This window comes from Pseudomonas sp. Eqa60 (assembly GCF_018326405.1).
GTDB lineage: Bacteria > Pseudomonadota > Gammaproteobacteria > Pseudomonadales > Pseudomonadaceae > Aquipseudomonas > Aquipseudomonas protegens.
This window is the reverse complement of record NZ_AP024342.1, coordinates 2,854,571-2,877,661: the sequence shown is the minus strand read 5'-3', so window position 1 is coordinate 2,877,661 and position 23,091 is coordinate 2,854,571. Positions and strand designations below refer to the sequence as shown.

The following is a 23,091-nucleotide window of genomic DNA, read 5'->3' as shown; positions in this document are numbered from 1 at the left end:
GGCTAGATCTCAGGCCCTAGCAACACCTGCTGCTGCGCCGCACACTGCTCCACCAGGTAATCCCAGACCACCCGCAGCCGCACCGATTTGTGCAGTTCGCGGCGGGTGCTGATCCAGTAGGCGCGCTGGATGCTTTCCGCCGGCAGCAGCGGCACCAGTTGCGGATCGGCGGCGGCCATGTAGCACGGCAGCACGGCGATCCCCAGGCCGGAACGGGCCGCTTCCTGCTGGGCAATGACACTGGTGCTGTGGAACACCACCTGGGGGTTGCGGCAGAAGCTGTTGAGGAACATCAGCTCCTGGCTGAACAAGAGATCATCGACGTAGCCGATCCAGGCATGCCGGCCCAGGTCCTCGCGGCTGCGCAAGGGCGGCGCGCGGTCCAGGTAGGCCTGGCTGGCGTACAGCGCCAGGCGGTAGTCGGTGAGCTTGCGGGTCACCAGCATGTCGGCGCTGGGGCGCTCCAGGTGGATGCTGATCTCCGCCTCGCGGTTGAGAATGCTGACAAAGCGCGGCACCGCCACCAGTTCCACTTCCAGCCCTGGATACCGCTCGAACAGCCCAACCATGCGGCTGGCGAGAAACTTCACCCCCAGGCCCTCGGTGACCCCGACACGGATCTTGCCCAAAGGCGCGCTGGACTGGGTGATCTCTTCCTGCACCAGCAAGGCGACGTTTTCCATGGCCTCGGCGTGCTTGAGCAGCGCTTCGCCGGCCGGGGTCAGTTCGTAGCCCTGGGCGTGCTGGACGAACAGTGCGGTGCCCAGGGCCTTCTCCACCGCCTCGATGTGCCGGGCCACCGTGGCGTGGGTGGTGTTCAGCCGTCGCGCGGCGGTCAGCAGGCGGCCGCTGCGTTGCAGCTCAAGAAAGAAGCGCAGGTCATTCCAGTCGAACATGGGGTTTCCTTGCCGGAGTCGAAGGCCAACGCTGTTAGAAAACGCACAGCGGGTGGGTAAAAACTAACATTCTTTTAACGAAAGCTAACAACTAGGATGGCTCCCAATAAGAACGAAAAACGAGGTTAAGGATGCTCCCTGCCTTTGACGCCTACGACTACATCGTGGTCGGCGCCGGCCCCGCCGGCTGTCTTCTGGCCAATCGCCTGTCGGCCAATCCCCAGCACCGTGTGCTGCTGCTGGAAGCCGGTGGCCGCGACAACTATCCCTGGATCCACATCCCCGTGGGCTACCTGTTCTGCATCGGCAACCCGCGCACCGACTGGTGCTTCAAGACCGAGGCCGAGCCCGGCCTGCAGGGCCGCAGCCTGAGCTACCCGCGGGGCAAGGTGCTGGGAGGCTGCTCGTCGATCAACGGCATGATCTACATGCGTGGGCAGGCTGCCGACTACGACAGCTGGGCCGCTGAAGGCAACCCGGGCTGGGGCTGGGACCAGGTGCTGCCGCTGTTCAAGAAAAGCGAGAACCACTTTGCCGGCGGCAGCGAACTGCACGGCGCCGCCGGTGAATGGCGGGTCGAGCGCCAGCGCCTGTCGTGGCCGATCCTCGATGCCTTTCGCAGCGCTGCCGAGCAGAGCGGCATTCGCAACATCGACGACTTCAACGGCGGCGACAACGAAGGGTGCGGCTACTTCCAGGTCAACCAGAAGGCCGGGGTGCGCTGGAACGCCGCCAAGGCCTTTCTCAAACCCATCGCCCAGCGCCCGAACCTGGTAGTGCTGACCGGCATCGAGGTGCAGCGGCTGATCCTCGAGGACGGCCGCGCCACAGCGGTGCGGGCCAGTTGCCAGGGGCGCCTGGAGAACTTCAAGGCGCGCCGCGAGATCATCCTCTGCGCCGGCTCCGTCGGCTCGCCGAGCATCCTGCAGCGCTCGGGGATCGGCCCGGCGCCGCTCCTGCAACGCTTGGGGATCGGCGTCAGCCATGCCCTGCCCGGGGTGGGCGGCAACCTGCAGGACCACCTGCAACTGCGCCTGATCTACAAACTGGAGAACGCCCGCACCCTGAACCAGATCGCGGGCAGCCTGTGGGGCAAGATGGGCATGGGCCTGCGCTACCTGTATGACCGCAGCGGCCCGCTGTCCATGGCCCCCAGCCAGCTTGGCGCCTTTGCCCGCTCGGGCCCGGAACAGACCCGGGCCAACCTGGAGTACCACGTGCAGCCGCTGTCCCTGGAGCGTTTCGGCGAACCGCTGCACGCCTTCCCGGCCTTTACCGCCTCGGTCTGCGACCTGCGCCCGCAGAGCCGTGGCCGGGTCGAGATCCGTTCCGTGGAGGCCGGCGATGCGCCGCTGATCCAGCCCAACTACCTGAGCCACCCCGAGGACCTGCGGGTCGCCGCCGACGCCATCCGCCTGACCCGACGCATCGTCGGCGCCCCGGCCCTGCAACCCTTCAAGCCCAGCGAATACCTGCCCGGCCCCGAGCTGCAAAGCACCGAGCAACTGCACGAGGCCGCGGCCCGCATCGGCACCACCATCTTCCATCCGGTGGGCACCTGCCGCATGGGCAGCGATGCCCAGGCGGTGGTGGACGCACAACTGCGGGTGCACGGCATTGCGGGGCTGCGCATCGCCGATGCCTCGATCATGCCGCGCATCACCTCGGGCAATACCTGCTCACCGACCTTGATGATCGCTGAAAAGGCCGCTGAACTGATCCTTGCCAGCGTCCCCAGGAGCACCGTCCAGCACAAGGAGCCCGCCACCCCGGCATGAGCGCAGGAGCCGGCTTGCCGGCGAAGGCGCCTCCAAGGCCGGCACCTGGCTCACGGGCCTCCTCGCTGGCAAGCCAGCTCCTACGGATGAGGGAAACGAGGGTTCATCGTGCGGTCGCGGTGAATCTGCAACAGCGGCGCCGGAAACGGCGTCGGCAGTGGAACAACAACAATAATCACTGTAAGGAAGCCCCCTATGTCAGAACACGCACAGCCCCTGAACGCGCCCCTGCAGGACTCCACTGCCAAGGGCAGCCAGAAGGTCATCTTCGCGTCGTCCCTCGGCACGGTGTTCGAGTGGTACGACTTTTTCCTCTACGGCGCCCTGGCGGCGGTGATCAGCAAGCAGTTCTTCGCCGGGGTCAACGACACCACGGCCTTCATCTTCGCCCTGATGGCCTTTGCCGCCGGCTTCGTGGTGCGCCCCTTCGGCGCCCTGGTGTTCGGCCGCCTGGGGGACATGATCGGGCGCAAGTACACCTTCCTTGCCACCATCATCCTCATGGGCGTTGCGACCTTCGCCGTGGGCCTGTTGCCCAACTACGCCAGCATCGGCATCGCCGCACCGATCATCCTGGTGGCCCTGCGCATGCTCCAGGGCCTGGCCCTGGGCGGCGAGTACGGCGGCGCCGCCACCTACGTGGCCGAGCACGCGCCCCAGGGCAAGCGCGGCTTGCACACCAGCTGGATCCAGTCCACCGCGACCCTGGGCCTGCTGCTGTCGCTGCTGGTGGTGCTGGCCTGCCGTTACTTCACCGGCGACCAGTTCGAGGTCTGGGGCTGGCGCCTGCCGTTCCTGCTGTCCATCGTGCTGCTGGGCATCTCCACCTGGATCCGCATGAGCCTGCACGAGTCGCCGGCCTTCCTGAAAATGAAAGAGGAAGGCCGCGCCAGCAAGGCGCCGATCCGCGAATCCTTCGGCAAGTGGGAAAACCTCAAGGTGGTGCTGATCGCCCTGTTCAGCATCAATGCCGGGCAGGCGGTGACCTTCTATGCCGCGCAGTTCTACGTTTTGTTCTTTCTCACCCAGTTCCTCAAGATGGACCCGGCCCTGGCCAACAGCCTGCTGATCATCAGCGTGGTGATCGGCGCGCCGATGTTCATCTTCTTTGGCTGGCTCTCGGACAAGATCGGCCGCAAGCCGGTGCTGATGCTCGGCCTGCTGCTGGCCACGCTGCTGTACTTCCCGATCTTCAAGGCCCTGGCCCACTACGCCAACCCGGCCATCGACCAGGCCAGCCGCCAGGCGCCCATCAGCGTCACCGCCGACCCGGCCACCTGCACCTTCCAGTTCGACCCGGTGGGCAAGGCGCGCTTCGACAGCCCCTGCGACAAGGTCAAGACCTTCCTGGTGAAGCAGGGCCTGCCCTACAGCAGCATCGCCGCCCCCGCCGGCAGCCCGGTGCAGGTCAGCGTCGGTGATGTGAAGATCAACGGCTTCGACGAGGCCGCCCTGCGCGGCGCAGTGACCCTGGCCGGTTATCCGCAGCAGGCCGACAGCCAGAACGTCAACAAGACCATGGTGGTGGTGCTGATCGTCGCGCTGATCCTGATTGCCGCCATGTGCTACGGCCCGCTGGCGGCGCTGATGGTGGAGCTGTTCCCGACCCGTATCCGCTACACCTCCATGTCCCTGCCCTACCACATCGGCAACGGCTGGTTCGGCGGTTTCCTGCCGACCGTGTCCTTTGCCCTGGTGGTCTACACCGGCGATATCTTCTATGGCCTGTGGTACCCGGTGCTGATTACCGGGGTCAGCCTGGTGGTGGGGTTGTTGTGCCTGCGGGAAACCCGGGACGTCGACATCAACCACAACTGAGCAGCGTGCTCGGGCTTGCCGACGGGGGTGGTCTTGCGGGCCTCTTCGCTGGCAAGCCAGCTCCTACGGTGGCCGGTGATAGTGCGGGGAGCCCGTAGGAGCCGGCTTGCCGGCGAAGGCGGTCTAGCGACCCTCAGGTGTTGTTGCAGCCCTTGGCGATGGAGTCTTCGTTGGAGGTGTAGGGCCGTGAAGGCTCCAGGTTCCACTCCGGCTTGTTGCGCGCAATATTGAAGTGGCAGACCAGTTGCCGGCGCATGCTGCCCACGCTGCTGTCGCGGTTGTCCGGGTTGTTCTTCCACTGGGCGTCCAGGTAGTGGTCGCTGGCCAGTTCGTTGAAGAAGTTGTTGGTCTGGTTGTCCTTGACGTTGCGCCCGCAATCGGTGGGCGTGACTTCCAGGGTCATGACTTTCTTGCCGAAGCCCGGGTCATCACGTTCGATCCACACCGCACTCTGCACATAGCGATCGCAGCTGTTCTTCTCGGTGATCGGGTAGATCACCTGCTTCTTGTTGTCGTAGACGAAACTCGCGTCCTGCGCCGGCGTCTGCGGCAGCTTCATGTTGATCACCGGCAGGTACTGCTGCACGGCCTTGTACCACTGGATCTGGTTCAGCCGTGCACCTTCCAGGCCGCCATCCTCGGTGTAGAACAGGGCCAGGATCGAGGGCGATTGCGGCGGTTTTTCCTCCCACTTGGCCAGGCGCAGCTCATTCTGAGTGCCGAAGGATTCTGCGGCGATCTGCGCCATGGAACGGATGCTCTGGTAGAACGCCGGGCCGGCGGCGCTGTTGCGTTCGTCACGTACATCGAAGGAACACTGGCGCGAGTGGTCGCCACGGTTCTGTCGGTAGTTGGCGCCCCATTGCTCGGCGGTGGTCACACCGATCTCGTGGCAGTACTTCTCGACATTGCCCGGGGTGCGCCGCGAGTCGGTGCAGCCCTGCTGCCCGCGGTCGTCGGTGGCGGCGTCGATGGGGAAGGAACAGAGCACCGCATAGTCCTGGTGATCCTTGGGGTTGCCGAAGATGGTGTCGAAGATGAAGCCGCTCTGCAGTCCGTAGGCCAGCTTGCGGAACTTCGAATCCTTGCGCAGGTAGGACGCCGATACGCCGCCGCTGGCCTGGCTTTTCGGGCTGATGCTGTAGAACTGGTAGTCGGTGGACGGCCAGGTGGCGCGAAACAGCACCCCGGAACACAGGAATGCCGGTTTCGACGGGCCGCCGCAATCCTGGCGGGTGTCGTTGTACAACTGGTTGAGGCGGGCCACCGTGTCGCTGCCCTGGTCGGCCTGCACCGTGGGCAACAGGCACAGGCCGGCGAGGCCGATGGCAACGGCAATGGAGGTTCTGCGTGCTTTCATGGGGTGACTTCCGTGTGGTGTGTAAACCCTGGCCAGCCAAGTCGTGGTCCGGCAATAAGCAGAAGATAGAAGTGCTGGTTGGCCCTGATGGACTTTTCCCGGCCTGTGTCCCCGATCCCCACCACCGGCAGCAGGCGCACGGCGATGGCTTGAATAAAACGCCGCATTGCGCCACTGTCTCGGCACTTTTTCCGGCGGAGACCGAACATGCTGTTGATCTTGCCCGCAGTGGTGGCCCTGGCCCTGATCCTGGTGTTCTGGCGCCGTCAGAAAGCCCTCACGGCCTTGCGTCGGGAAGCCCACATCCGCAATTTCACCCTGCCGCCGCGCTTGTTCGAGCCCCTGCGCACCCAGCACCCGCACCTGAACCTCAAGGACTGCCAGCTGGTGGCCCAGGGCTTGCGCCAGTTCTTTCTCGCCTACCTCAAGAGCGGCCAGCGCTACGTGTCGATGCCGTCCCAGGTGGTGGACGACCTGTGGCACGAATTCATCTTGCATACCCGGGACTACCAGCAGTTCTGCAACCAGGCCTTCGGCCAGTTCCTCCACCACACCCCGGCGGCGGTGCTCGGCCAGAACGCCGCGCAACAAAGCGACAACGGCCTGCGCCGGGTCTGGCGCCAGGCCTGCCTGGAAGAGAACATCAACCCGGCCCAGCCCAGCCGCCTGCCACTGCTGTTCGCCCTGGACGCCAAGCTGAAGATCGCCGGGGGCTTTCACTACGTCGCCGACTGCCAGTCCCTGCGCCGCCTGACCGACAACGGCGGCAGCGCCACCCTGGTGCACTGCGGCAGCGAGCTGCACAGCAGCTCCCTGGACAGCGACTCTTCCGGCAGCAGCAGCGACAGCGACAGCTCGCGTTTCGGCGGTGATGGCGACAGTGGCGGCAGCGATGGGGGTGGGGGCGACAGCAGTGGCTGCGGGGGCGGAGGTTGTGGCGGCGGGGGCGGTGACTGAAATTCGCCAAAGAGCGGCACCTTGAGGCGCCGCTCCCGTTACCCAGGGTCGATCAGGCGATGATGTCGGTGACCGCCGCCTGGCCCACGGTACCCACGGCGAAGTCCACCGCGCCATGACCGGTCAGGTCGATCATCAGGCTGGTCTGGTTGGTTTCGGCGTAGTAGGTGAGGATCGCGTCGCCGGCATGCCCGGTGAAGCCGCTGACGAAGTTCAGGGTGGCGCCACCGGAGGCGAATTGCGGGATCCCGGTGAGGTCGATCTTGTCCTCGCCGCTGACGAAATCCATGATCCAGTCCGGGGCGTCGAAGGTCGAATCCGCGGCCGCGCCGTAGACGAAGGTATCAGCCCCTGCCCCACCCCACAGGGTGTCGCCACCGCCACCGCCATAGATGATGTCGTTGCCGGCACCGCCTTCGAGGATGTTCGCCGCGGCGTTGCCGATCAGCAGGTCATTGCCCGAGCCGCCGATGGCGTTTTCCACGGTCACGCCATGGGCGATGGACACGTTGCCCACCAGGCCGCCGACATCGGAGAAGCCCCCTTCATTGAGATTGATCTTCTGGTTCTGGGTGAAACCCGAGAAATCCAGGGTATCGTTGCCGCCGCCGTCCCAGACCGCGAACACCAGCTTGTCCGAAGCGCTGTGGGCGCTGTAGAAGTCCCGACCGGTGTTGGAGTTGAAGCCGTAGACAGTGTCGTCGGCACGGGTTTCCAGGTTGGCGCCATAGAGCTTCTGCACCGCAACGATATCGTCCAGCAACGGCGCCGAGGCGTAGGCACCGCCGCCGTCCTTGCTGAAGTCCTGCCCGGTGTTGCTCTCACTCCAGTAGCTCATCAGGCTGTAGCCGCGGGTGTCCTGGGCGTAGGTCACGTCGTTGTAGGTAGGGCTGCCGCTGCCGGCGTTGTACACGCCCGGGTGGGACAGGCCCAGGCTGTGGCCAATTTCGTGGGTCAGGGTCTGGCGGCCGTAGTTGCCGTTGCCCGGGGTTTCGTTGACCCGGTACTGGTCGTTGATCAGGTACCAGGACTGGCCGTCGTAGCTGCTGCCGGACGGCAGGTAGGCAAAGGCCGCGCCGCCGGTGCTGACGTTGTAGTTGCCGAAGCTCATGTGGCCGTCGCCACCCTTGGCCGCTTCAGTGAAGGTCACGTTGGCCACGTCCGCCCAGGATTGCAGAGCCAGCAGCGCCTGGGCTTTTTGCAGTGCGCTGAACTCGCTGAAGCTGCCCAGGGCCGGGTTGTAGTTGGCCGGTTTTTCGGTGAGGAAGCTGTAGCTCAGGTCGATCTTGCCGTCGCCGTTCTGGTCGTGCCAGGACAGGCCTTTGCGCAGGATCGAATCCGCCGCCTGGTCGGCGGTGAAGGATGGCTTGCCGTTCACCAGCTCGCTGCCGCCACGGTCATACAGGTGGCTGAAGGCCAGAACTTGCTGGTAGGCATGGCTGGCCTGAGCGGCCGAATCGATGCCGTTGCCGACTGCTTCCGAGAGTGCTTTTGACATTGCTACGTCCTTGTTCCAGACAAAAAATCCGATAGGACAGCTGCGACCCCGCCTGCGAGATCGTCCTATCACTCGCCCATTGAGGCGCTGGAAACCTGACATATCCGTCAGCCGTGAGTCCACGGTTTTTTTTGTCCTACAAAGCCCCCGGGACGCTCTGGCACGGGGTAAATTTTCCACTCGCACGAGGGGGCGCCAAGGGATAGGCTAGACACCGCACCGGGGCCCCGCGGCCCTCTTTGGATAGGAGTCTGTGATGCGCAAAATCCTGTTTCTGGGCACCTTGATGATCCTTGCCGGCTCGGCCCACGCCGAAGGCATTCCACTGTTCAACGTCTCCTGCCCGGGCAATCTGGCAGTCAGCGCCGACCAGGGCGGCCCGGTTTACATCAACGGCAAAGCAGTCAAGAACAGTGCCGTGGATGACCGGCATTTCCAGGTCAAGACGGCAGAAATCAGCCTGTCCATCAGCGTCGAGGACGACGAATCGGTGACCGTCAAGTACACCGACAAGCATGGCGCCAGTGGTCTCTGCGAAGCCGTGGACGACTGAGCCCTCTCCCCTTTTGCCTCACAACCTCAAGAGCCGTGCATGCACATCAGCGCAATTCCCTTCGCCACCACCGACTGGTCGAACATCGAACCCACCGAGCATCGCGGCGAAACCGGCAGCGCCTTCTGGCGCACCCGGCAGTTCGATGAAATTCGCGTGCGCATGGTGGAATACAGCCCCGGCTACCTGGCCGACCACTGGTGCTCCAAGGGCCACATCCTGTTGTGCCTGGAAGGCGAGCTGCACACCGAACTGGAGGACGGCCGGCGGTTCGTCCTGACCCCGGGCATGAGCTACCAGGTGGCGGACAACGCCGAGCCGCACCGCTCCTTCACCGCCGTGGGGGCCAAGCTGTTCGTGGTGGATTGAAGCGCTTCAGAACAGGCCCATCTGCCCACCCACCAGGGTGCTGAAATCGTCCTGCACGAACGGCAGGATGGCGTCCGCCACCGGTTGCAACTGGCGGGTCAGGTAGTGCTCGTAGTCGATGGTCGCGCGGCGGTTTTCCAGGGGCTCGGGGCCGGCCAGGGTGATCACGTAACTGATCCAGCCGCCGTTCTGGTACTGCAGCGGGCGGCCCTGCTCGCGGTTGTATTCGTCCGCCAGGCGCGCTGCGCGGACATGGGGCGGCACGTTGCGCTCGTAGTCGTCCAGGGGCCGGCGCAGGCGCTTGCGGTAGATCAACAGGTCATCCAGTTGCCCGGCCAGGGTGCGTTGCACGTAGTCGCGCACATAGTCCTGGTAGGGCTGGCGGTGGAAGATGCGCTGGTACAGCTCCTGCTGGAATTCCCGGGCCAGGGGCGACCAGTCGGTGCGCACCGTCTCCAGGCCCTTGTAGACCATCTCCTGGCTGCCATCGGCGCGCTGCACCAGGCCGGCGTAGCGCTTCTTGCTGCCCTCCTCGGCGCCACGAATGGTGGGCATCAGAAAGCGTTTGTAGTGGGTTTCGAACTGCAACTCCAGGGCGCTTTCCAGGCCGTATTGCTGCTGCAGGTGATCACGCCACCACTGGTTGACGTGGGCCACCAGGGCACGGCCGATCAGGCCTGCCTGTTCCTCGTCATGCAGGCCGCCGAGCCAGACGAAGGTGGAATCGGTGTCGCCGTAGATCACCTGATGCCCCTGGGCCTCGATCAGTTGCCGGGTGCGGGCCATGATCTCGTGGCCACGCAGGGTGATGGAGGACGCCAGGCGCGGGTCGAAGAAGCGACAACCGCTGGAACCCAGCACGCCGTAGAAGGCGTTCATGATGATCTTCAACGCCTGGGACAGCGGCGCATTATGCTCGCGCTTGGCCACTTCGCGGCCCTCGGCGACCCGGGTCACGATCGACGGCAGGCAATGCCGGGTGCGGGAGAAACGCGCGCCGCGAAAGCCGGCTACCGAATACTGCTCGTCCGGTTGGCGCAGGCCTTCCACCAGCCCCACCGGGTCGATCAGGAAACTGCGGATGATCGACGGGTACAGGCTCTTGTAGTCCAACACCAGCACCGACTCGTAGAGCCCGGGCCGCGAATCCATGACGAAACCGCCGGGGCTGGCCTGGGGCGGCAGCTCGCCCAGGTTGGGGGCGACAAAGCCCTGGCGATGCATCAGCGGCATGTACAGGTGGGTGAAAGCGGCCACCGAACCGCCACTGCGGTCGGCGGGCAGGCCGGTGACGGTGGCCCGCTCCAGCAGAAAGGTCAGCAGCTCGGTCTTGGCGAAGATCCGCGTCACCAGTTCGCAGTCCTTGAGGTTGTAGCGGGCCAGGGCCGGCTTGTCCTCGGCGAACATGCGGTTGATTTCGTCCATGCGCTGGTAGGGGTTGTCGATCGACTTGCCCTCCCCCAGCAGGGTCTGGGCGACGTTTTCCAGGCTGAAGGACGGGAAGCTCCAGGTCGCCGAACGCAACGCCTCGATGCCGTCGATGATCAAGCGGCCGGCGGCCGAGGCGAAATAGTGGGTACGGCTGCCGTGCTCGCGCCACTGCATTTCCTCGCCACCACGCCCCAGGCGCAGCGGCACCGCCAGGCGCCGGGCATGTTCGTGGAGTACGCGCAGGTCGAACTGCACCAGGTTCCAGCCGATGATCGCGTCGGGGTCATGCTCGGCCAGCCACTGGTTGAGCCTCTCCAGCAACTGCTCGCGGCTGGCGCAGAACTCCAGGTCGAAATCCACCGCACTGTCGTCGTCCCGGGCCTTGCCGAGCATGTACACCTGGCGCTGGCCGCAACCTTCCAGGGCAATGGAATACAACTCGCCGCGCTCGCTGGTCTCGATGTCCAGGGACACCAGCTTGAGGCTCGGCCGGTAGTTTGGCGCCGGCTTCATCTGCGCTTCCAGCAACAAGCCATCGGGGCCGGGCTGGCCGCCGAAGGACACCGGCGCGGTGATGAAGCGCTCCATCAGGTAGCGCTCGGGCGGCCGCACATCGGCTTCGAACACCTCCACCCCGGCGCGCCGCAGGGTCTTCTCCAGGCGCATCAGCTGATTGTGCTGCGGGCAGTACAGGCCCAGCACCGGACGCTGGTGGAAGTCACGCAGCTGCAAGGGGCGCAGTTGCACATCCGGGTCGTCGCTCAGCAAGCGCTCGGCCTGGGCGCGCTGCGCCGCCGGGACGAAGGCCACGCAAGTCTGCAACGGCAGGCGGATCTGGCGCGGCCCCTGGTCGGTGGCCAGCCAGAAATCGACTTGCGTGCCCGCCGGCGTATCGCGCCAGTGCCGAGTCAGGACGAAGCCTTGTTGTACATCCACCGCTGCAACCTCAGAACATTTCAAGGCGCCGATTCTACCTGCCCAGCCCTGCGTTGGGGGGGCCGGATGATGGCTTTTCGGCTTTTGTCAGACAATATGTAGTGCCTGAAAATTTTCACTACAAAACCGTTGACGAGAGGATTTCGGCCTTGCATGATGCAGACGTCTCCCCGATCGGGGGACGAGGCAAAGGTGTTATGAGCAAGCTCGTCTGACCGCCGAGCTGTGACCCGGATGTGTACTGCCCACAAGGCAGATTGATGAAACTGACCTGGCATTGACCGTCCAGTACCACGACGGGAAGCCGGCGAAAACTCTTCAAGATGCTTGTGGCCGATGGTGGGAATGTCGGCAGCTTCATCCAGGTTTACGCTGCTTCTCTTCGTTGTGACGCTATTGCGTAGCAGTTAATCAAGGCAACTACACGCATCAGGCTCTGGGCCTTATCTGTATCCGACAGACACCCTCTGTCGCCCTGTTTCCGGTATCAGGGTTCAACTTACCGACGTAGCAAGATGAATTAGCGAATCAACTTAGATAGATCGATAAATGGTCAAGGGGGCTACAAATGAATCTTAATAACCAACCCACTATTGATGAATTGGCACGTATGTTCGCCGCACAGAAAGACAGCCACGACAGCCACATCCTGTGGATCGCCAAGTCGGGCCAAGTGCATATCGACTGCCTGTCGCCCCATAGCCATGAAGCAGAGTTCGACCAGAACAACCGGGAGCTGGCAGCCCGCCTGAAGATGTACCGCCGCGGCCAGGGCTACGTCGGCAAGAAAGCCGCCGCCGACAAGGACTTCATCGGCCGGGTCCTGGAGACCCTGAAAGCCGAATGGCAATCGCTGCGGGATAAATCGGAAGTTCGGGTTATTGATCGGTTTTGCTGAGATAAGTTAACACTGGGTATAAGCCAACAAGGGGCGCTGAACTTTCAGCGCCCCTTTTTATTGTCTGCAACGAACTTGAATTGCCTTTTCCGGACACCGAAACCACTTCAAAAGCCCCATCTGCTAAGGGTTGGACACCATAATGGCTAATTAGTATCATTCGTCCATTCAAGCCGACCTAAAGGTTGGAATACGGACTTTCAGGATCATGCTGAGACTCAGTACAACCATCAGGAGGTCTACTCGATAGCTAAGCCAAATCTGGGAAAAGGATTTTTTGTGACTGATCGCTGCGGTGTTTTGCGTTACATCATTGAACAGTATTACTCGGGAGACATAGAAACTGCCTGTTCCCATACCGGGTACAGCAGCAAGCAGATCGCGGACTGGTGTTCTGGCCAATGCCAGCCACAGCACCTCACAGTTGAACACTTCATACACTGTGCTTTTACGCCTGAATTCCAGTCAGTGGTGGAGTTCGCCGAGTTCAAGCAAGACCAGCCGGTGATGGCTCAGTTGAGAACCCTGTTCAAGGGCCACGAAGAGCGGGCAGGCATCTATGCCTTTTATGACTCGATGGCCAACCTCATCTACCTAGGCAAAGCCACCAACCTGTTGAAAGAAACCTACTCGGCCATTCGCCGGGACGTAGACATCCAGTTCCCGGCAGGGATCAAGAAGAAGCCCGATAAACGCTACGAAATCGTTCGCTACATCTCAGCCTACGACGTCGGCAGCTCCGATTGGTTGGATTTCCCAAAACACGTTGAATCACTGATCCTCAGAATTTCCAAGCCTATCTTGAACAAGAACATCGGCCATATCGAACAGGCGTATACGCCTCCTGGCATCGACTGACACGCATCCTACCCCTCCTGCAGCCGGGAGATCTTCCCAAATAACAGGTGACAGGACGGTCTACCGCCCTGCCGCCTTTTAAGGGTTTGCTTCAGAACGCAAAACACGAACACCCAAACGCCCCCCAGAACCCCTGGAAGTCACTCACCGGCACATTGGACATGCGCGCTTTCTGGTGCCCGTGGGCATGCACTGCGCACGGTCCGCTGCACTGGTGCACCTGGTTCTGCAGCGGTGCGTTGGGCTTCCAATGCCCTGGCACCTTGGCCACCGGCGACCAGTCCGGGGTCACCGGCAGGCTCGGTGGGGCCAGTTTTTCGAAGTCACCGGCGGCATGCACCACCTTGCCATCCACCACGGTGAGCAAGGATTCGATCCACTTGATCGCCTCTTCCTCGACGCTGAAGTAGTCCGCCGACAGGGCCACCAGGTCCGCCAGTTGCCCGACCTTGATCTGGCCCTTCTTGCCCTGTTCCGAGGAGAACCAGGCGCTGCCGTGGGTGTAGAGCTCCAGCGCGGTATCGCGGCTCAGGCCCTGGGGGTACAGCTCCAGCCCGCCGACAGTCCGGCCGCTGACCATCCAGTACAGCGAGGTCCAGGGGTTGTAGCTGGAGACTCGGGTGGCGTCGGTGCCGGCGCCCACCGGAATGCCTTCGGCGAGCATGCGCTGGATCGGCGGGGTCATTTCGGCGGCCTTGGCGCCGTAGCGCTCGACGAAGTACTCGCCCTGGAAGGCCATGCGGTCCTGGATCGCGATGCCGCCGCCCAGGGCCCTCACCCGTTCGATGTTCTTCGGGCTGATGGTTTCCGCATGATCGAAGAACCACGGCAGGCCGTTGAAGGGAATGTCGCGGTCGACCTTTTCGAACACATCGAGCATCCGCGAGATGGATTCATCGTAGGTGGCGTGCAGGCGGAACGGCCAGCGCTGCTCCACCAGGTGGCGCACCACCGGTTCCAGCTCCTGCTCCATGCTCTGCGGCAGGTCGGGACGCGGTTCGAGGAAGTCCTCGAAATCCGCAGCGGAAAACACCAGCATCTCCCCTGCCCCGTTGTGCCGCAGGAAGTCGTCGCCCTGGCCGTAGGTGACGCTGGAGGTCCAGTGCTTGAAGTCCGCCAGTTCTTCCTTGGGCTTCTGGGTAAACAGGTTGTAGGCGATGCGCACGGTCAGTTGCTGCTGGGCCGCCAGCTGGTTGATCACCTGATAGTCGTCGGGGTAGTTCTGGAAGCCGCCACCGGCATCGATGGCGCTGGTGACCCCCAGGCGGTTGAGCTCGCGCATGAACTGGCGGGTGGAGTTGACCTGGTACTCCAACGGCAGCTTGGGGCCCTTGGCCAGGGTCGCGTACAGAATCATCGCATTAGGGCGGGCGATCAGCATGCCGGTGGGGTTGCCGTTGCCATCGCGGACGATCTCGCCCCCCGGCGGGTTCGGCGTGTTGCGGTCGTAGCCCACCACCCGCAGCGCGGCGCGGTTGAGCAAGGCGCGGTCATACAGGTGCAGGACGAACACCGGGGTATCCGGCGCCGCCTGGTTCAGTTCTTCCAGGGTCGGCATGCGTTTCTCGGCAAACTGGAATTCGTTCCAGCCGCCCACCACCCGTACCCATTGCGGCGCCGGGGTGCGCAGGGCCTGTTCCTTGAGCAGGCGCAGGGCATCGGCCAGGGACGGCACGCCTTCCCAGCGAAGTTCCAGGTTGTAGTTCAGGCCGCCGCGGATCAGGTGCAAGTGCGAGTCATTGAGCCCGGGGATCACCGTGCGCCCCATGAGGTCGATGACCTGGGTGCCGGCGCCGCGCAGGGCCATGGCCTGGGCATCATTGCCCACGGCGATGAAGCGCCCGTCCTTGATCGCCACCGCGCTGGCCCGGGGTTTGGCCCGGTCCACGGTGTGCAGGCGGCCGTTGAACAGAATCAGGTCGGCAATTGCATCGGGTTTCATGGCATTGCTCCAAACGAAGGTCGGGAAGGAATCAGGCCGCACTACGTGGCTGCAGCCAACGGCTGAACAGGCGCGTGACCCGGGGCATGAAGACGTAGACCACCAGCAGCACGATGCTCAGGGTGATCAGCACCGTGGCCGGCACATAGCCGCCAAGCCAGGGCAGTTGGGCGAATAGCGGCTTCCACAATTGCGGCACCAGGAAGCTCAGCGGCAGGATCACCAGGAAGGTCACACACGCCTGTTTCCAGCGCGGTGGCGGGGTCGGTGCGCCGCCGTCCTGGGGGGTAAACCAGAATTCGCGATCGGCGTTGATTTCGGTCTGGTCACCGTCGGCCAGCAGGTGCTGGGCCTGTTGCACCAGCTCGCGGCGGTCGGCGGAATCCAGCCAGTGCTGCAACTGTTCGGTGCTGGCAAAGCGCAGCACGCTGGTGAACAACCCGAGGCCGCCGCTGTGGCCACGCACCACGTCGATGCCCAGGTGCCCCGGATAGCTGCGGGCCTTGGCGATGATCTGCCGCAGCCAGGTTTCATAGGCCTGATCCTGGCCCTGCTTGATCCGGTGGCGGACCAGCAGGGTCACGACACCGTCGGTGAGTTCGATGTTCATCAGAAGGCTCCAGGGTCTGCGAGGAGATGCATTTGCGCATCACAGTTAAGGCCCGTAAGCGCTGGCTTGCCAGCGAAGCGGTCGGTGCGATCGCATTCGCCGGCCAGGCGGCGCCTACAGCTGACGTTGCGGGGCCTTGTGCACCATGCTGTAGGCGTAGTCCACGCCCATGCCGTAGGCACCACTGTGTTCCAGTACCAGGCCCATGACCGCGTCGTAGCTGTCCTTGTGCGCCCAGTCGCGCTGGTACTCCAGCAGCACCTGCTGCCAGGTCACCGGTACCGCGCCGGCCTGGATCATCCGCTGCACGGCCATGTCGTGGGCCTCCTGGCTGGTGCCGCCGGAGGCGTCGGTGACGATGTACACCTCGTAACCTTCGGCCATGGCCTCCAGCGCCGGGAAGGTCAGGCAGACCTCGGTCCACAGCGCCGCCATCACCAGTTTCTTGCGCCCGGTGGCCTTCACCGCGTCCACCAGCTTGCGATCTTCCCAGGAGTTCATCGACGTGCGCTCGATGGGCTGCTGGCCGGGAAACACCGCCAGCAGTTCCGGCCAGATGTAGCCGCTGAAGCTTTCGGTCTCCACCGAGGTGAGGATGCTCGGCACGTTGAAGATCCTGGCCGCCTTGGCCAGGGCCACGGTGTTGTTCTTCAGGGTCTGGCGATCGATCGATTGCACGCCGAAGGCCATCTGCGGCTGGTGGTCGATGAGGATCAGGGCGGAGTTGGTCGGGTTGAGCAATTCACGAATGGACATGGCGCGTTCCTTTTGCAGTCAGAGAGTGAGGGTCGAACATGACCGGCTGATGGCGCTGCTTGCGCCCCGTGGCGTCCGGCTTGGTGGCTAATCTAGGGCCTGGCCGAAAAAGGAACAATTACCTAAAATCGAGAATCATTGATTCTTAAACAGGGACAATCATGGACCGTATCGAATGCATGCGCGCCTTCGTCGTCACCGTCGACGAAAACGGCTTTGCCGCAGCCGCCCGCGCCATGGACGTGCCCCGTTCCAAGGTCAGCAAACAGATCCAGGCGCTGGAAGAAGCCATCGGCGTGCAACTGCTGCAACGCACCACCCGCAGCCTGCGCCTGACCGAAGCCGGTGCCGAGTACTACGAAAGCGTTCGGGAAGTGCTGGCCACGGTGGACGAGGCCGAACAGCGCGCGCGCGATGGCATCGCCGAGTTGCGCGGAGTGCTGCGAGTCAATGCACCGATGTCCTTCGGTCTGCGTCGGCTCGGGCCGCTGGTGCCGCTGTTCCACGAACAGCATCCGCTGATCGAGTTGCAACTGGTGCTCAGCGACCAGCAGGTGGACCCGCTGCGCGGCGGCTTCGATGTCACCCTGCGCATTGCCAGCCTGCCGGACTCGTCCATGGTGGCCCGCCAGCTGGCACCGGCACCGCGGATCATGGTGGCCTCCCCCACCTACCTGGCCCGGGCCGGCATCCCGCGCCAGCCCAAGGACCTGAGCAGCCACCAGTGCCTGAACTACGGCTACCTGCAAAGCGGCGTCAGCCTGCAATTGAGCAACGGCAGTGACGTGCAGCGGGTGCATGTCACCGGACCGCTGCACGCCAACAACGGCGACCTGCTGGCTCAGGCCGCCGAGGCCGGCATGGGCATCGCCCTGCTGCCGGATTTCATCGTCGAGGACGCCCTGGCGGCCGGGCGCCTGGTGCCGGTGCTCTGCGAATGGCAGGCGCCGCCCATCAGCATCAACGTGGTCTACCCCTCTGCACGGCGGGTGCCGCAGAAGACCCGGGCCTTCATCGACTTTCTGGCGGGGCACCTGACCCAGAAAACCGCGGGCTGAACCTTGCAGCGGACGAACGTACGCCTTCACCCGCAGGCGGGCTCCTACACTCAACACAGGTTCCCGCTACTGGCGCAGCGCATCATGAAAATCTCCCTCAGGCTGGCCGTTTCCAGCATCCTCGGTGCCCTCGCCTACCTGGGCCTGGCGATCTGGGGCATGGGCGGTTTCTCCGCCTTCTTCGGCCATCCACAGTTGACCCTGATCGCCATCGCCACCCTGCTGATGGTGGTCGCCACGCTGTACAGCGAAGTCAACCTGAGCAGCGGCGAGCAGGAAGACCAGGGCAACCGCTGGGTGCTGCCGGTGTTCGGGGTGATCGGCCTGTTGAGCGGCTTCGTCCCGGCCTACAGCGACCGCATCGATTTCTGCACCTTCGGCGGCGAAGGCCTGCGCTGGCTCGGGGCCTTGCTGTTCATCCTCGGCGGCGGGCTGCGGCTGTGGCCGGTGTTCATCCTCGGCCGGCGCTTCAGCGGGCTGGTGGCGATCCAGCCCAACCACCACCTGGTGGTGGACGGCCTCTACCGCCACCTGCGCAACCCCAGCTACCTGGGCCTGCTGGTGAATGCCCTGGGTTGGGCCCTGGCGTTTCGCTCGGGGCTGGGGTTGTTGCTGGCAGCACTGACCCTGGTCCCGCTGATCGCGCGGATTCATGCCGAGGAGGCCTTGTTGCTCAAGCATTTCGGCGATGAATACGAGGCCTATTGCGCCCGCAGCTGGCGCCTGCTGCCGGGCCTCTACTAAGGTTCTGTAAAAAAAATCAGACACGCCTGGCAGCCGGGACGCGCCGCTCTAGCACGCGGTTTTCACCATGAGCGAAAGCCCCATGCCAAGGGGCTTGCGCCCTTTACCCCCCTTACATTGGCCTGCGCTTTCTTGCAGTATTGATCCGCCCTGGAGGCTCGCCGCAGCAGTTCGCATCCTCCAGCGCCCGGTGTAAACCAAGAATAATCACCCCGAACTCGACAGCGAGATCACCCGGCAGATGCATCCCCAGAGCCCGTTCCACGGATTGGCCTGCACCCGCTCCACGGCCCCGCGCCTTGGCGGTGGTACGCTTGTCGACGCTCGTATCGCACTGCCCTGCCACTCCCCGCTGCACCCTGCCCAACGCCCTTGTGAGGTGCATGAGGTGCGCGCTGGCGTCATCGGTTTTCTCTTCCTGGACAGGCCCTGCCCATGAAGCTTCTGGTCAACCTGCCCATGGCCCTGTGCCGTTCCCGCCTGCGCCATTCCTCACGCCCTCCGGATCACTCGCCGCTGGCCTGATCGCGCTCCTGCGTGGTCCCTCCCAGACCTGATTTCTGCCCTTGCAACCGGCCCGTGCGCGGCGTCGTTGCAGGACCTGAAAACCTGCGCGCCCCACGGGCGCCAAGCGAGCACAAACATGAATTTTGCAGCCCTAGACGAAGCCCGGAGTTTCCTCGCCGCCAACCCAGATATCGACATGATCGAGCTGTTCATTCTCGACGCCAACGGCGTGCCCCGGGGCAAGCTGTTGCACCGCGAAGAACTGCTGGCGGTGTACGAAAGCGGCCGGCCCCTGCCCAGCACCATCCTTGGCCTGACCCTCAACGGCGATGACGTGGAGAACTCCGGCCTGGTCTGGGATGTGGGCGATATCGACTGCCGTGCCTACCCCCTGGCCGGCAGCCTGGTACGCCTGCCCTGGCGGCAGATCCCTACCGCCGCGGTGCAGGTCAGCATGCACCCTCAGGAGGGCCTGCCCGCCAGCATCGCCGACCCGCGCCACCTGCTGATCAAGGTGATCGACGGCCTCAAGGCCGAGGGTTACCACCCGGTGATGGCCTGCGAGCTGGAGTTCTACCTGCTGGACGCCAAGCGCGACGGCAATGGCCGGCCGCAACCGGCGCTGGACGCCGATGGCGGTCGCCCGCGCAGCACCCAGGTCTACGGCCTGCGCGAGCTGGAGCAGATCGAACCGTTCCTCGCCGACCTCTACGCCGCCTGCAAGCTGCAAGGCATTCCGGCGCGCACGGCGATCTCCGAATACGCCCCCGGGCAAGTGGAGATCACCCTGGAACACGGCGACGCCCTGGAAGCCATGGACCAGGCCGTGCGCTACAAGCGCCTGGTCAAGGCCGTGGCCCACAAGCACGGGATGCAGGCCACCTTCATGGCCAAGCCTTTCGATCACCTGGCCGGCACCGGCATGCACATGCACGTGAGCATCGCCGACGCCGCGGGCCGCAACCTGTTCGCCAGCCAGGACCCGGCCGGCACCCCGCTGTTGCGCCAGGCGGTGGGTGGCATGCTCGCGTCCCTGTTGGAGTCGCTGCTGCTGTTCTGCCCCAACGCCAACTCCTACCGGCGTTTCCAGAGCAACAGCTACGCGCCCCTGGCCCCCACCTGGGGCGTCGACAACCGCACCGTGAGCCTACGGGTGCCCGGCGGCCCGGCCAATAGCCGGCACATCGAGCACCGCATCTGCGGTGCCGACGCCAACCCCTACCTGGCAGCGGCGGCGATTCTCGCCGGCATCCATCGCGGCCTGCGGGAAAACCTCGACCCCGGCGAGCCGGTACAGGGCAATGGCTACGCCCAGGCCACCGAACTGCTGCCCACCGACTGGCTGACCTCGCTGGTGGCCCTGGAGCAATCGGCCTGGGCACGGGATGCCCTGGGCTCCGAATTCCTCGGTGTGTACCTGGCGGTCAAGCGTGCCGAGTACCGCCAGTTCATGGCCGAAGTCGGCGAGCAGGACTGGCGCTGGTACCTGACCCAGGCCTGAGGTCCGTCGCCGATCTGCCGCGCAGGGCTCAGGCGCATCCACTGCGTGCCGGACCCGCCGGCCCATCGACCGATTTCAAAGCCCTGGCCGCTGCCTGCCCGCAGCGGCCCGGCTCACTTTTTTGCGAGGTTCTATCCATGACAGCCGCCTTCGATCCGCGGACCCCGGCAGCCGAGCGCTGCCCCAGCTACTACAGCGCCACCCTGAACCAGGAAACCCACTACCCGACCCTGCAAGGCACTCATCAAGTGGATGTGGTGATCATCGGCGGCGGCTTCACCGGCGTCGCCAGCGCGGTGGAACTGGCCGAGCGCGGCCTGAAAGTCGCCATCGTCGAAAGCCACAAGATCGGCTGGGGCGCCACCGGGCGCAATGGCGGCCAGGTCACCGGCAGCCTCTCCGGCGATGAAGCCATGCGCAAGCAGATGCGCCGCCACCTGGGCGAGGAAGTGGACGATTTCATCTGGCACCTGCGCTGGCGCGGGCACCAGATCATCCAGCAGCGAGTGGAAAAATACGCCATTGCCTGCGACCTCAAGCACGGCCACCTGCACGCGGCCTACAAGCCCAGCCACCTGCCGGGCCTGCGCGCCGACTACGAAGAAGCGGTGCGCCGCGGCATGGGCGACGAGGTCAGCCTGCTGGACCGGGCCCAGGTCCGCGGGCTGCTGGAAAGCGAGCTCTACCACGGCGCCATCAAGAACACCCGCAACCTGCACCTGCATCCGTTGAACCTGTGCATCGGCGAAGCCCGGGCCGCCGAAAGCCTGGGGGCGCTGATTTTCGAACACAGCGAAGTGCTGGAGATCATCCACGGTGAGCGCCCGGCGGTGGTCACTGCCCAGGGCCGCATCGATGCCCGGCAAGTGCTGCTGGCGGGCGATGTGTACCACAAGCTGGAACCGAAGAAACTCAAGGGCAAGATCTTCCCCGCCATGGGCGGCATCGTCACCACCGAGCCCTTGGGCGACCTGGCCAAGCGCCTCAACCCCGAGGACCTGGCGGTCTACGACTGCCGCTTCGTGCTCGATTACTACCGCATGACCGCCGACGGCCGCCTGCTGTTCGGCGGCGGCGCCAACTACAGCGGCAAGGACTCGCGGGACATCGCCGGCGAACTGCGCCCGTGCATCGAACGCACCTTCCCCGCGCTCAAGGGCGTAGGCATCGATTTCCAGTGGAGCTGCGCCATGGGCATCGTGATCAACCGCATCCCGCAACTGGGCAAGCTCTCGGACAACGTCTGGTACTGCCAGGGCTACTCCGGGCATGGCGTGGCCACCACCCACATCATGGGCGAGATCATGGCCCAGGCCCTGACCGGCCACCTCGGCCACTACGACACCTTCGCCGCCTGCCAGCACATCCGCGTGCCCTTCGGCGACCAGTTGGGCAACCCGATGCTGGCGGCGGGCATGTGGTACTACCAGATGCTGGAGAAATTGCGCTGAGGGCACGACGCGAGTCGGGCGGCAGCCGAGGCTCCAGCAAAGCTTGATGAGCCGGCCCTTTGTTCAGTAGGCTGCCCGCCCCTCGAAGGCATGGACCGCCCCGAACCCGCGGGCGGTCCCTGTGCTTCGTCTTGTAAAGACCCGCCCAAGCCTGAGGCTTGGGCCCAGCGAGACCGCCGTTATCCGAGTCCTCGACCAGGAAAGAATCGACCGCATCAATCAAGACCTCACCCGCGCCTGGAAGGCTGATGTTGAAACCACGTGCGTCCTCTCGGGCATCCTGCTGCTCCCCTGCCTCATCCTCATCTGCCTGCTGGATGGCCCGCTGTTTGCCAAGGTCATCCTGTGCACCTTCCTCTGCCTGATGGTCGGTGGCTGGTGCACCGCCAAATGGCTCAACGCCCAGGCGCAACCCAGGACCGACATCACGGGCGTACAGGTGGAGCAACTGGAAGGCTACTTCGACCGCCGCTGGGTTCGGAACGGCGGCAAGCCCTATATCGAATACAGCTTTGGCAAGCATTGGTTGCACATCCAGACCTCGGCCTGCAGCTTCTTCAGTGGCGACACCCAGTTGAAGCTCAACCGCCGCTATCGCGTCGACGCCCTGTACCTCACAGGCCATTCCAGCGCCTACACCGGCTATTACCTTCTGGAAGAAACCTTCAAGGAAATCTTCGATGACAGCGACCTCAGCGCTACGGAGAAAATCCAGATCGCCGAGCGTGAGAAGCGGATCAACCAGGACCTAGAGGAACAACACAAACGCCTCTACCGCCTCTATCGCAACCCCCAGGGCGAACTGGAAGCCGTGGCCATCGGCTTCAATTTTGCCGCCTGCTTTCTCACCGTACTCTGGTCGTACTGCGTCAGCCTGTACTGGGTGACCGGCCTCACCCTGGCTGCCCTGGGCCTGACCCTGCTGATCCCTGATACAGGCGCCGGCCACCACGGGTTCGCCCTGGGCTGGCTGCTCAGCGCCGGGGTATTCGGCGCGTGCGGCAACCTGTGGCGAGAAAGGCAGGTGCTGTCCAAGGGTTTTGTCCAGGTCGATGCCCTGCTGTCCTGCAACCCCGACCAAGCCAAGGTGCAGTACAAAAGAAAGGTCGAAGAGGCAGCGCCGGGGTTCGGTCAATAGCGCCGCCGGGCAGGTCATTCCGGGTAACGCGC

Annotated in this window: 19 protein-coding genes; 12 read left to right on the top strand and 7 right to left on the bottom strand. The window is 64.2% G+C overall.

Translation table 11 applies throughout. The annotated features are described in order from the left end of the window. Window positions 1–2: 2 nt before the first annotated feature. Window positions 3–896 carry a LysR family transcriptional regulator gene (locus KI242_RS13310; protein WP_011060785.1) on the bottom strand — a complete coding sequence of 298 codons (894 nt, stop codon included), beginning with the start codon at window positions 894–896 and terminating at the stop codon, window positions 3–5. A gap of 131 nt (window positions 897–1,027) precedes the next feature. Here KI242_RS13310 and KI242_RS13305 point away from each other — a divergent pair, with 131 nt between their 5' ends. Next, a complete protein-coding gene (locus KI242_RS13305; RefSeq protein WP_015635229.1) occupies window positions 1,028–2,674 on the top strand; it encodes a GMC family oxidoreductase in 1,647 nt (548 codons plus the stop codon). A gap of 195 nt (window positions 2,675–2,869) precedes the next feature. Then, complete coding sequence (locus tag KI242_RS13300; protein WP_011060783.1) at window positions 2,870–4,492, top strand: MFS transporter; 1,623 nt, start codon at window positions 2,870–2,872, stop codon at window positions 4,490–4,492. A gap of 133 nt (window positions 4,493–4,625) precedes the next feature. On the opposite strand, the gene KI242_RS13295 is transcribed toward KI242_RS13300, so the two are convergent. Beyond that, window positions 4,626–5,852 carry a DUF2599 domain-containing protein gene (locus tag KI242_RS13295; RefSeq protein ID WP_053150880.1) on the bottom strand — a complete coding sequence of 409 codons (1,227 nt, stop codon included), beginning with the start codon at window positions 5,850–5,852 and terminating at the stop codon, window positions 4,626–4,628. A 207-nt stretch (window positions 5,853–6,059) separates the two neighbouring features. On the opposite strand from KI242_RS13295, the gene KI242_RS13290 reads away from it, so the two are divergent. After that, entirely contained in the window at window positions 6,060–6,809 is a 750-nt protein-coding gene (locus tag KI242_RS13290; protein WP_019094405.1) for a hypothetical protein, read from the top strand. 52 nt (window positions 6,810–6,861) lie between these two features. Here KI242_RS13290 and KI242_RS13285 read toward each other — a convergent pair whose 3' ends face one another. Continuing rightward, window positions 6,862–8,307 carry a serralysin family metalloprotease gene (locus KI242_RS13285; protein ID WP_015635227.1) on the bottom strand — a complete coding sequence of 482 codons (1,446 nt, stop codon included), beginning with the start codon at window positions 8,305–8,307 and terminating at the stop codon, window positions 6,862–6,864. A 256-nt stretch (window positions 8,308–8,563) separates the two neighbouring features. On the opposite strand from KI242_RS13285, the gene KI242_RS13280 reads away from it, so the two are divergent. Together KI242_RS13280 and KI242_RS13275 are read left to right on the top strand one after the other, a co-directional pair. Then, window positions 8,564–8,860: a hypothetical protein gene (locus KI242_RS13280; protein WP_011060779.1), complete on the top strand. Its 297-nt coding sequence runs from the start codon at window positions 8,564–8,566 to the stop codon at window positions 8,858–8,860. Between the two features lie 39 nt (window positions 8,861–8,899). Beyond that, a complete protein-coding gene (locus KI242_RS13275) occupies window positions 8,900–9,229 on the top strand; it encodes a DHCW motif cupin fold protein (protein WP_077933910.1) in 330 nt (109 codons plus the stop codon). 6 nt (window positions 9,230–9,235) lie between these two features. On the opposite strand, the gene KI242_RS13270 is transcribed toward KI242_RS13275, so the two are convergent. After that, a complete protein-coding gene (locus KI242_RS13270; protein ID WP_212806243.1) occupies window positions 9,236–11,596 on the bottom strand; it encodes a DNA polymerase II in 2,361 nt (786 codons plus the stop codon). 568 nt (window positions 11,597–12,164) lie between these two features. Here KI242_RS13270 and KI242_RS13265 point away from each other — a divergent pair. Then, the gene (locus KI242_RS13265; protein ID WP_041117563.1) at window positions 12,165–12,494 is read left to right on the top strand and encodes a hypothetical protein; all 330 of its coding nucleotides are present in this window, start codon (window positions 12,165–12,167) and stop codon (window positions 12,492–12,494) included. Window positions 12,495–12,773: 279 nt separating this feature from the next. Continuing rightward, the gene (locus tag KI242_RS13260) at window positions 12,774–13,352 is read left to right on the top strand and encodes a hypothetical protein (protein WP_041117561.1); all 579 of its coding nucleotides are present in this window, start codon (window positions 12,774–12,776) and stop codon (window positions 13,350–13,352) included. A gap of 91 nt (window positions 13,353–13,443) precedes the next feature. On the opposite strand, the gene KI242_RS13255 is transcribed toward KI242_RS13260, so the two are convergent. The 3 genes from KI242_RS13255 to KI242_RS13245 all read right to left on the bottom strand — a co-directional run bounded on the left by KI242_RS13255 (window position 13,444) and on the right by KI242_RS13245 (window position 16,660). Further along, window positions 13,444–15,294, bottom strand: coding sequence for an amidohydrolase (locus KI242_RS13255; RefSeq protein WP_053150865.1), 1,851 nt, complete (start codon window positions 15,292–15,294; stop codon window positions 13,444–13,446). Window positions 15,295–15,325: 31 nt separating this feature from the next. Then, the gene (locus KI242_RS13250) at window positions 15,326–15,904 is read right to left on the bottom strand and encodes an antibiotic biosynthesis monooxygenase (RefSeq protein ID WP_011060774.1); all 579 of its coding nucleotides are present in this window, start codon (window positions 15,902–15,904) and stop codon (window positions 15,326–15,328) included. A gap of 114 nt (window positions 15,905–16,018) precedes the next feature. After that, window positions 16,019–16,660, bottom strand: coding sequence for a hydrolase (locus KI242_RS13245; RefSeq protein WP_015635223.1), 642 nt, complete (start codon window positions 16,658–16,660; stop codon window positions 16,019–16,021). Window positions 16,661–16,821: 161 nt separating this feature from the next. Here KI242_RS13245 and KI242_RS13240 point away from each other — a divergent pair, with 161 nt between their 5' ends. The 5 genes from KI242_RS13240 to KI242_RS13220 all read left to right on the top strand — a co-directional run bounded on the left by KI242_RS13240 (window position 16,822) and on the right by KI242_RS13220 (window position 23,059). Then, the gene (locus tag KI242_RS13240; RefSeq protein WP_019094407.1) at window positions 16,822–17,718 is read left to right on the top strand and encodes a LysR family transcriptional regulator; all 897 of its coding nucleotides are present in this window, start codon (window positions 16,822–16,824) and stop codon (window positions 17,716–17,718) included. An 84-nt stretch (window positions 17,719–17,802) separates the two neighbouring features. Next, window positions 17,803–18,462 (top strand): isoprenylcysteine carboxylmethyltransferase family protein, encoded by a 660-nt coding sequence (locus KI242_RS13235; RefSeq protein WP_212806242.1) that lies wholly within the window; start codon window positions 17,803–17,805, stop codon window positions 18,460–18,462. Between the two features lie 643 nt (window positions 18,463–19,105). Then, complete coding sequence (locus tag KI242_RS13230) at window positions 19,106–20,470, top strand: glutamine synthetase family protein (protein WP_053150859.1); 1,365 nt, start codon at window positions 19,106–19,108, stop codon at window positions 20,468–20,470. 137 nt (window positions 20,471–20,607) lie between these two features. Further along, complete coding sequence (locus KI242_RS13225; RefSeq protein ID WP_011060769.1) at window positions 20,608–21,921, top strand: FAD-binding oxidoreductase; 1,314 nt, start codon at window positions 20,608–20,610, stop codon at window positions 21,919–21,921. Between the two features lie 121 nt (window positions 21,922–22,042). After that, entirely contained in the window at window positions 22,043–23,059 is a 1,017-nt protein-coding gene (locus KI242_RS13220) for a DUF2628 domain-containing protein (protein WP_212806241.1), read from the top strand. Window positions 23,060–23,091 lie beyond the last annotated feature (32 nt).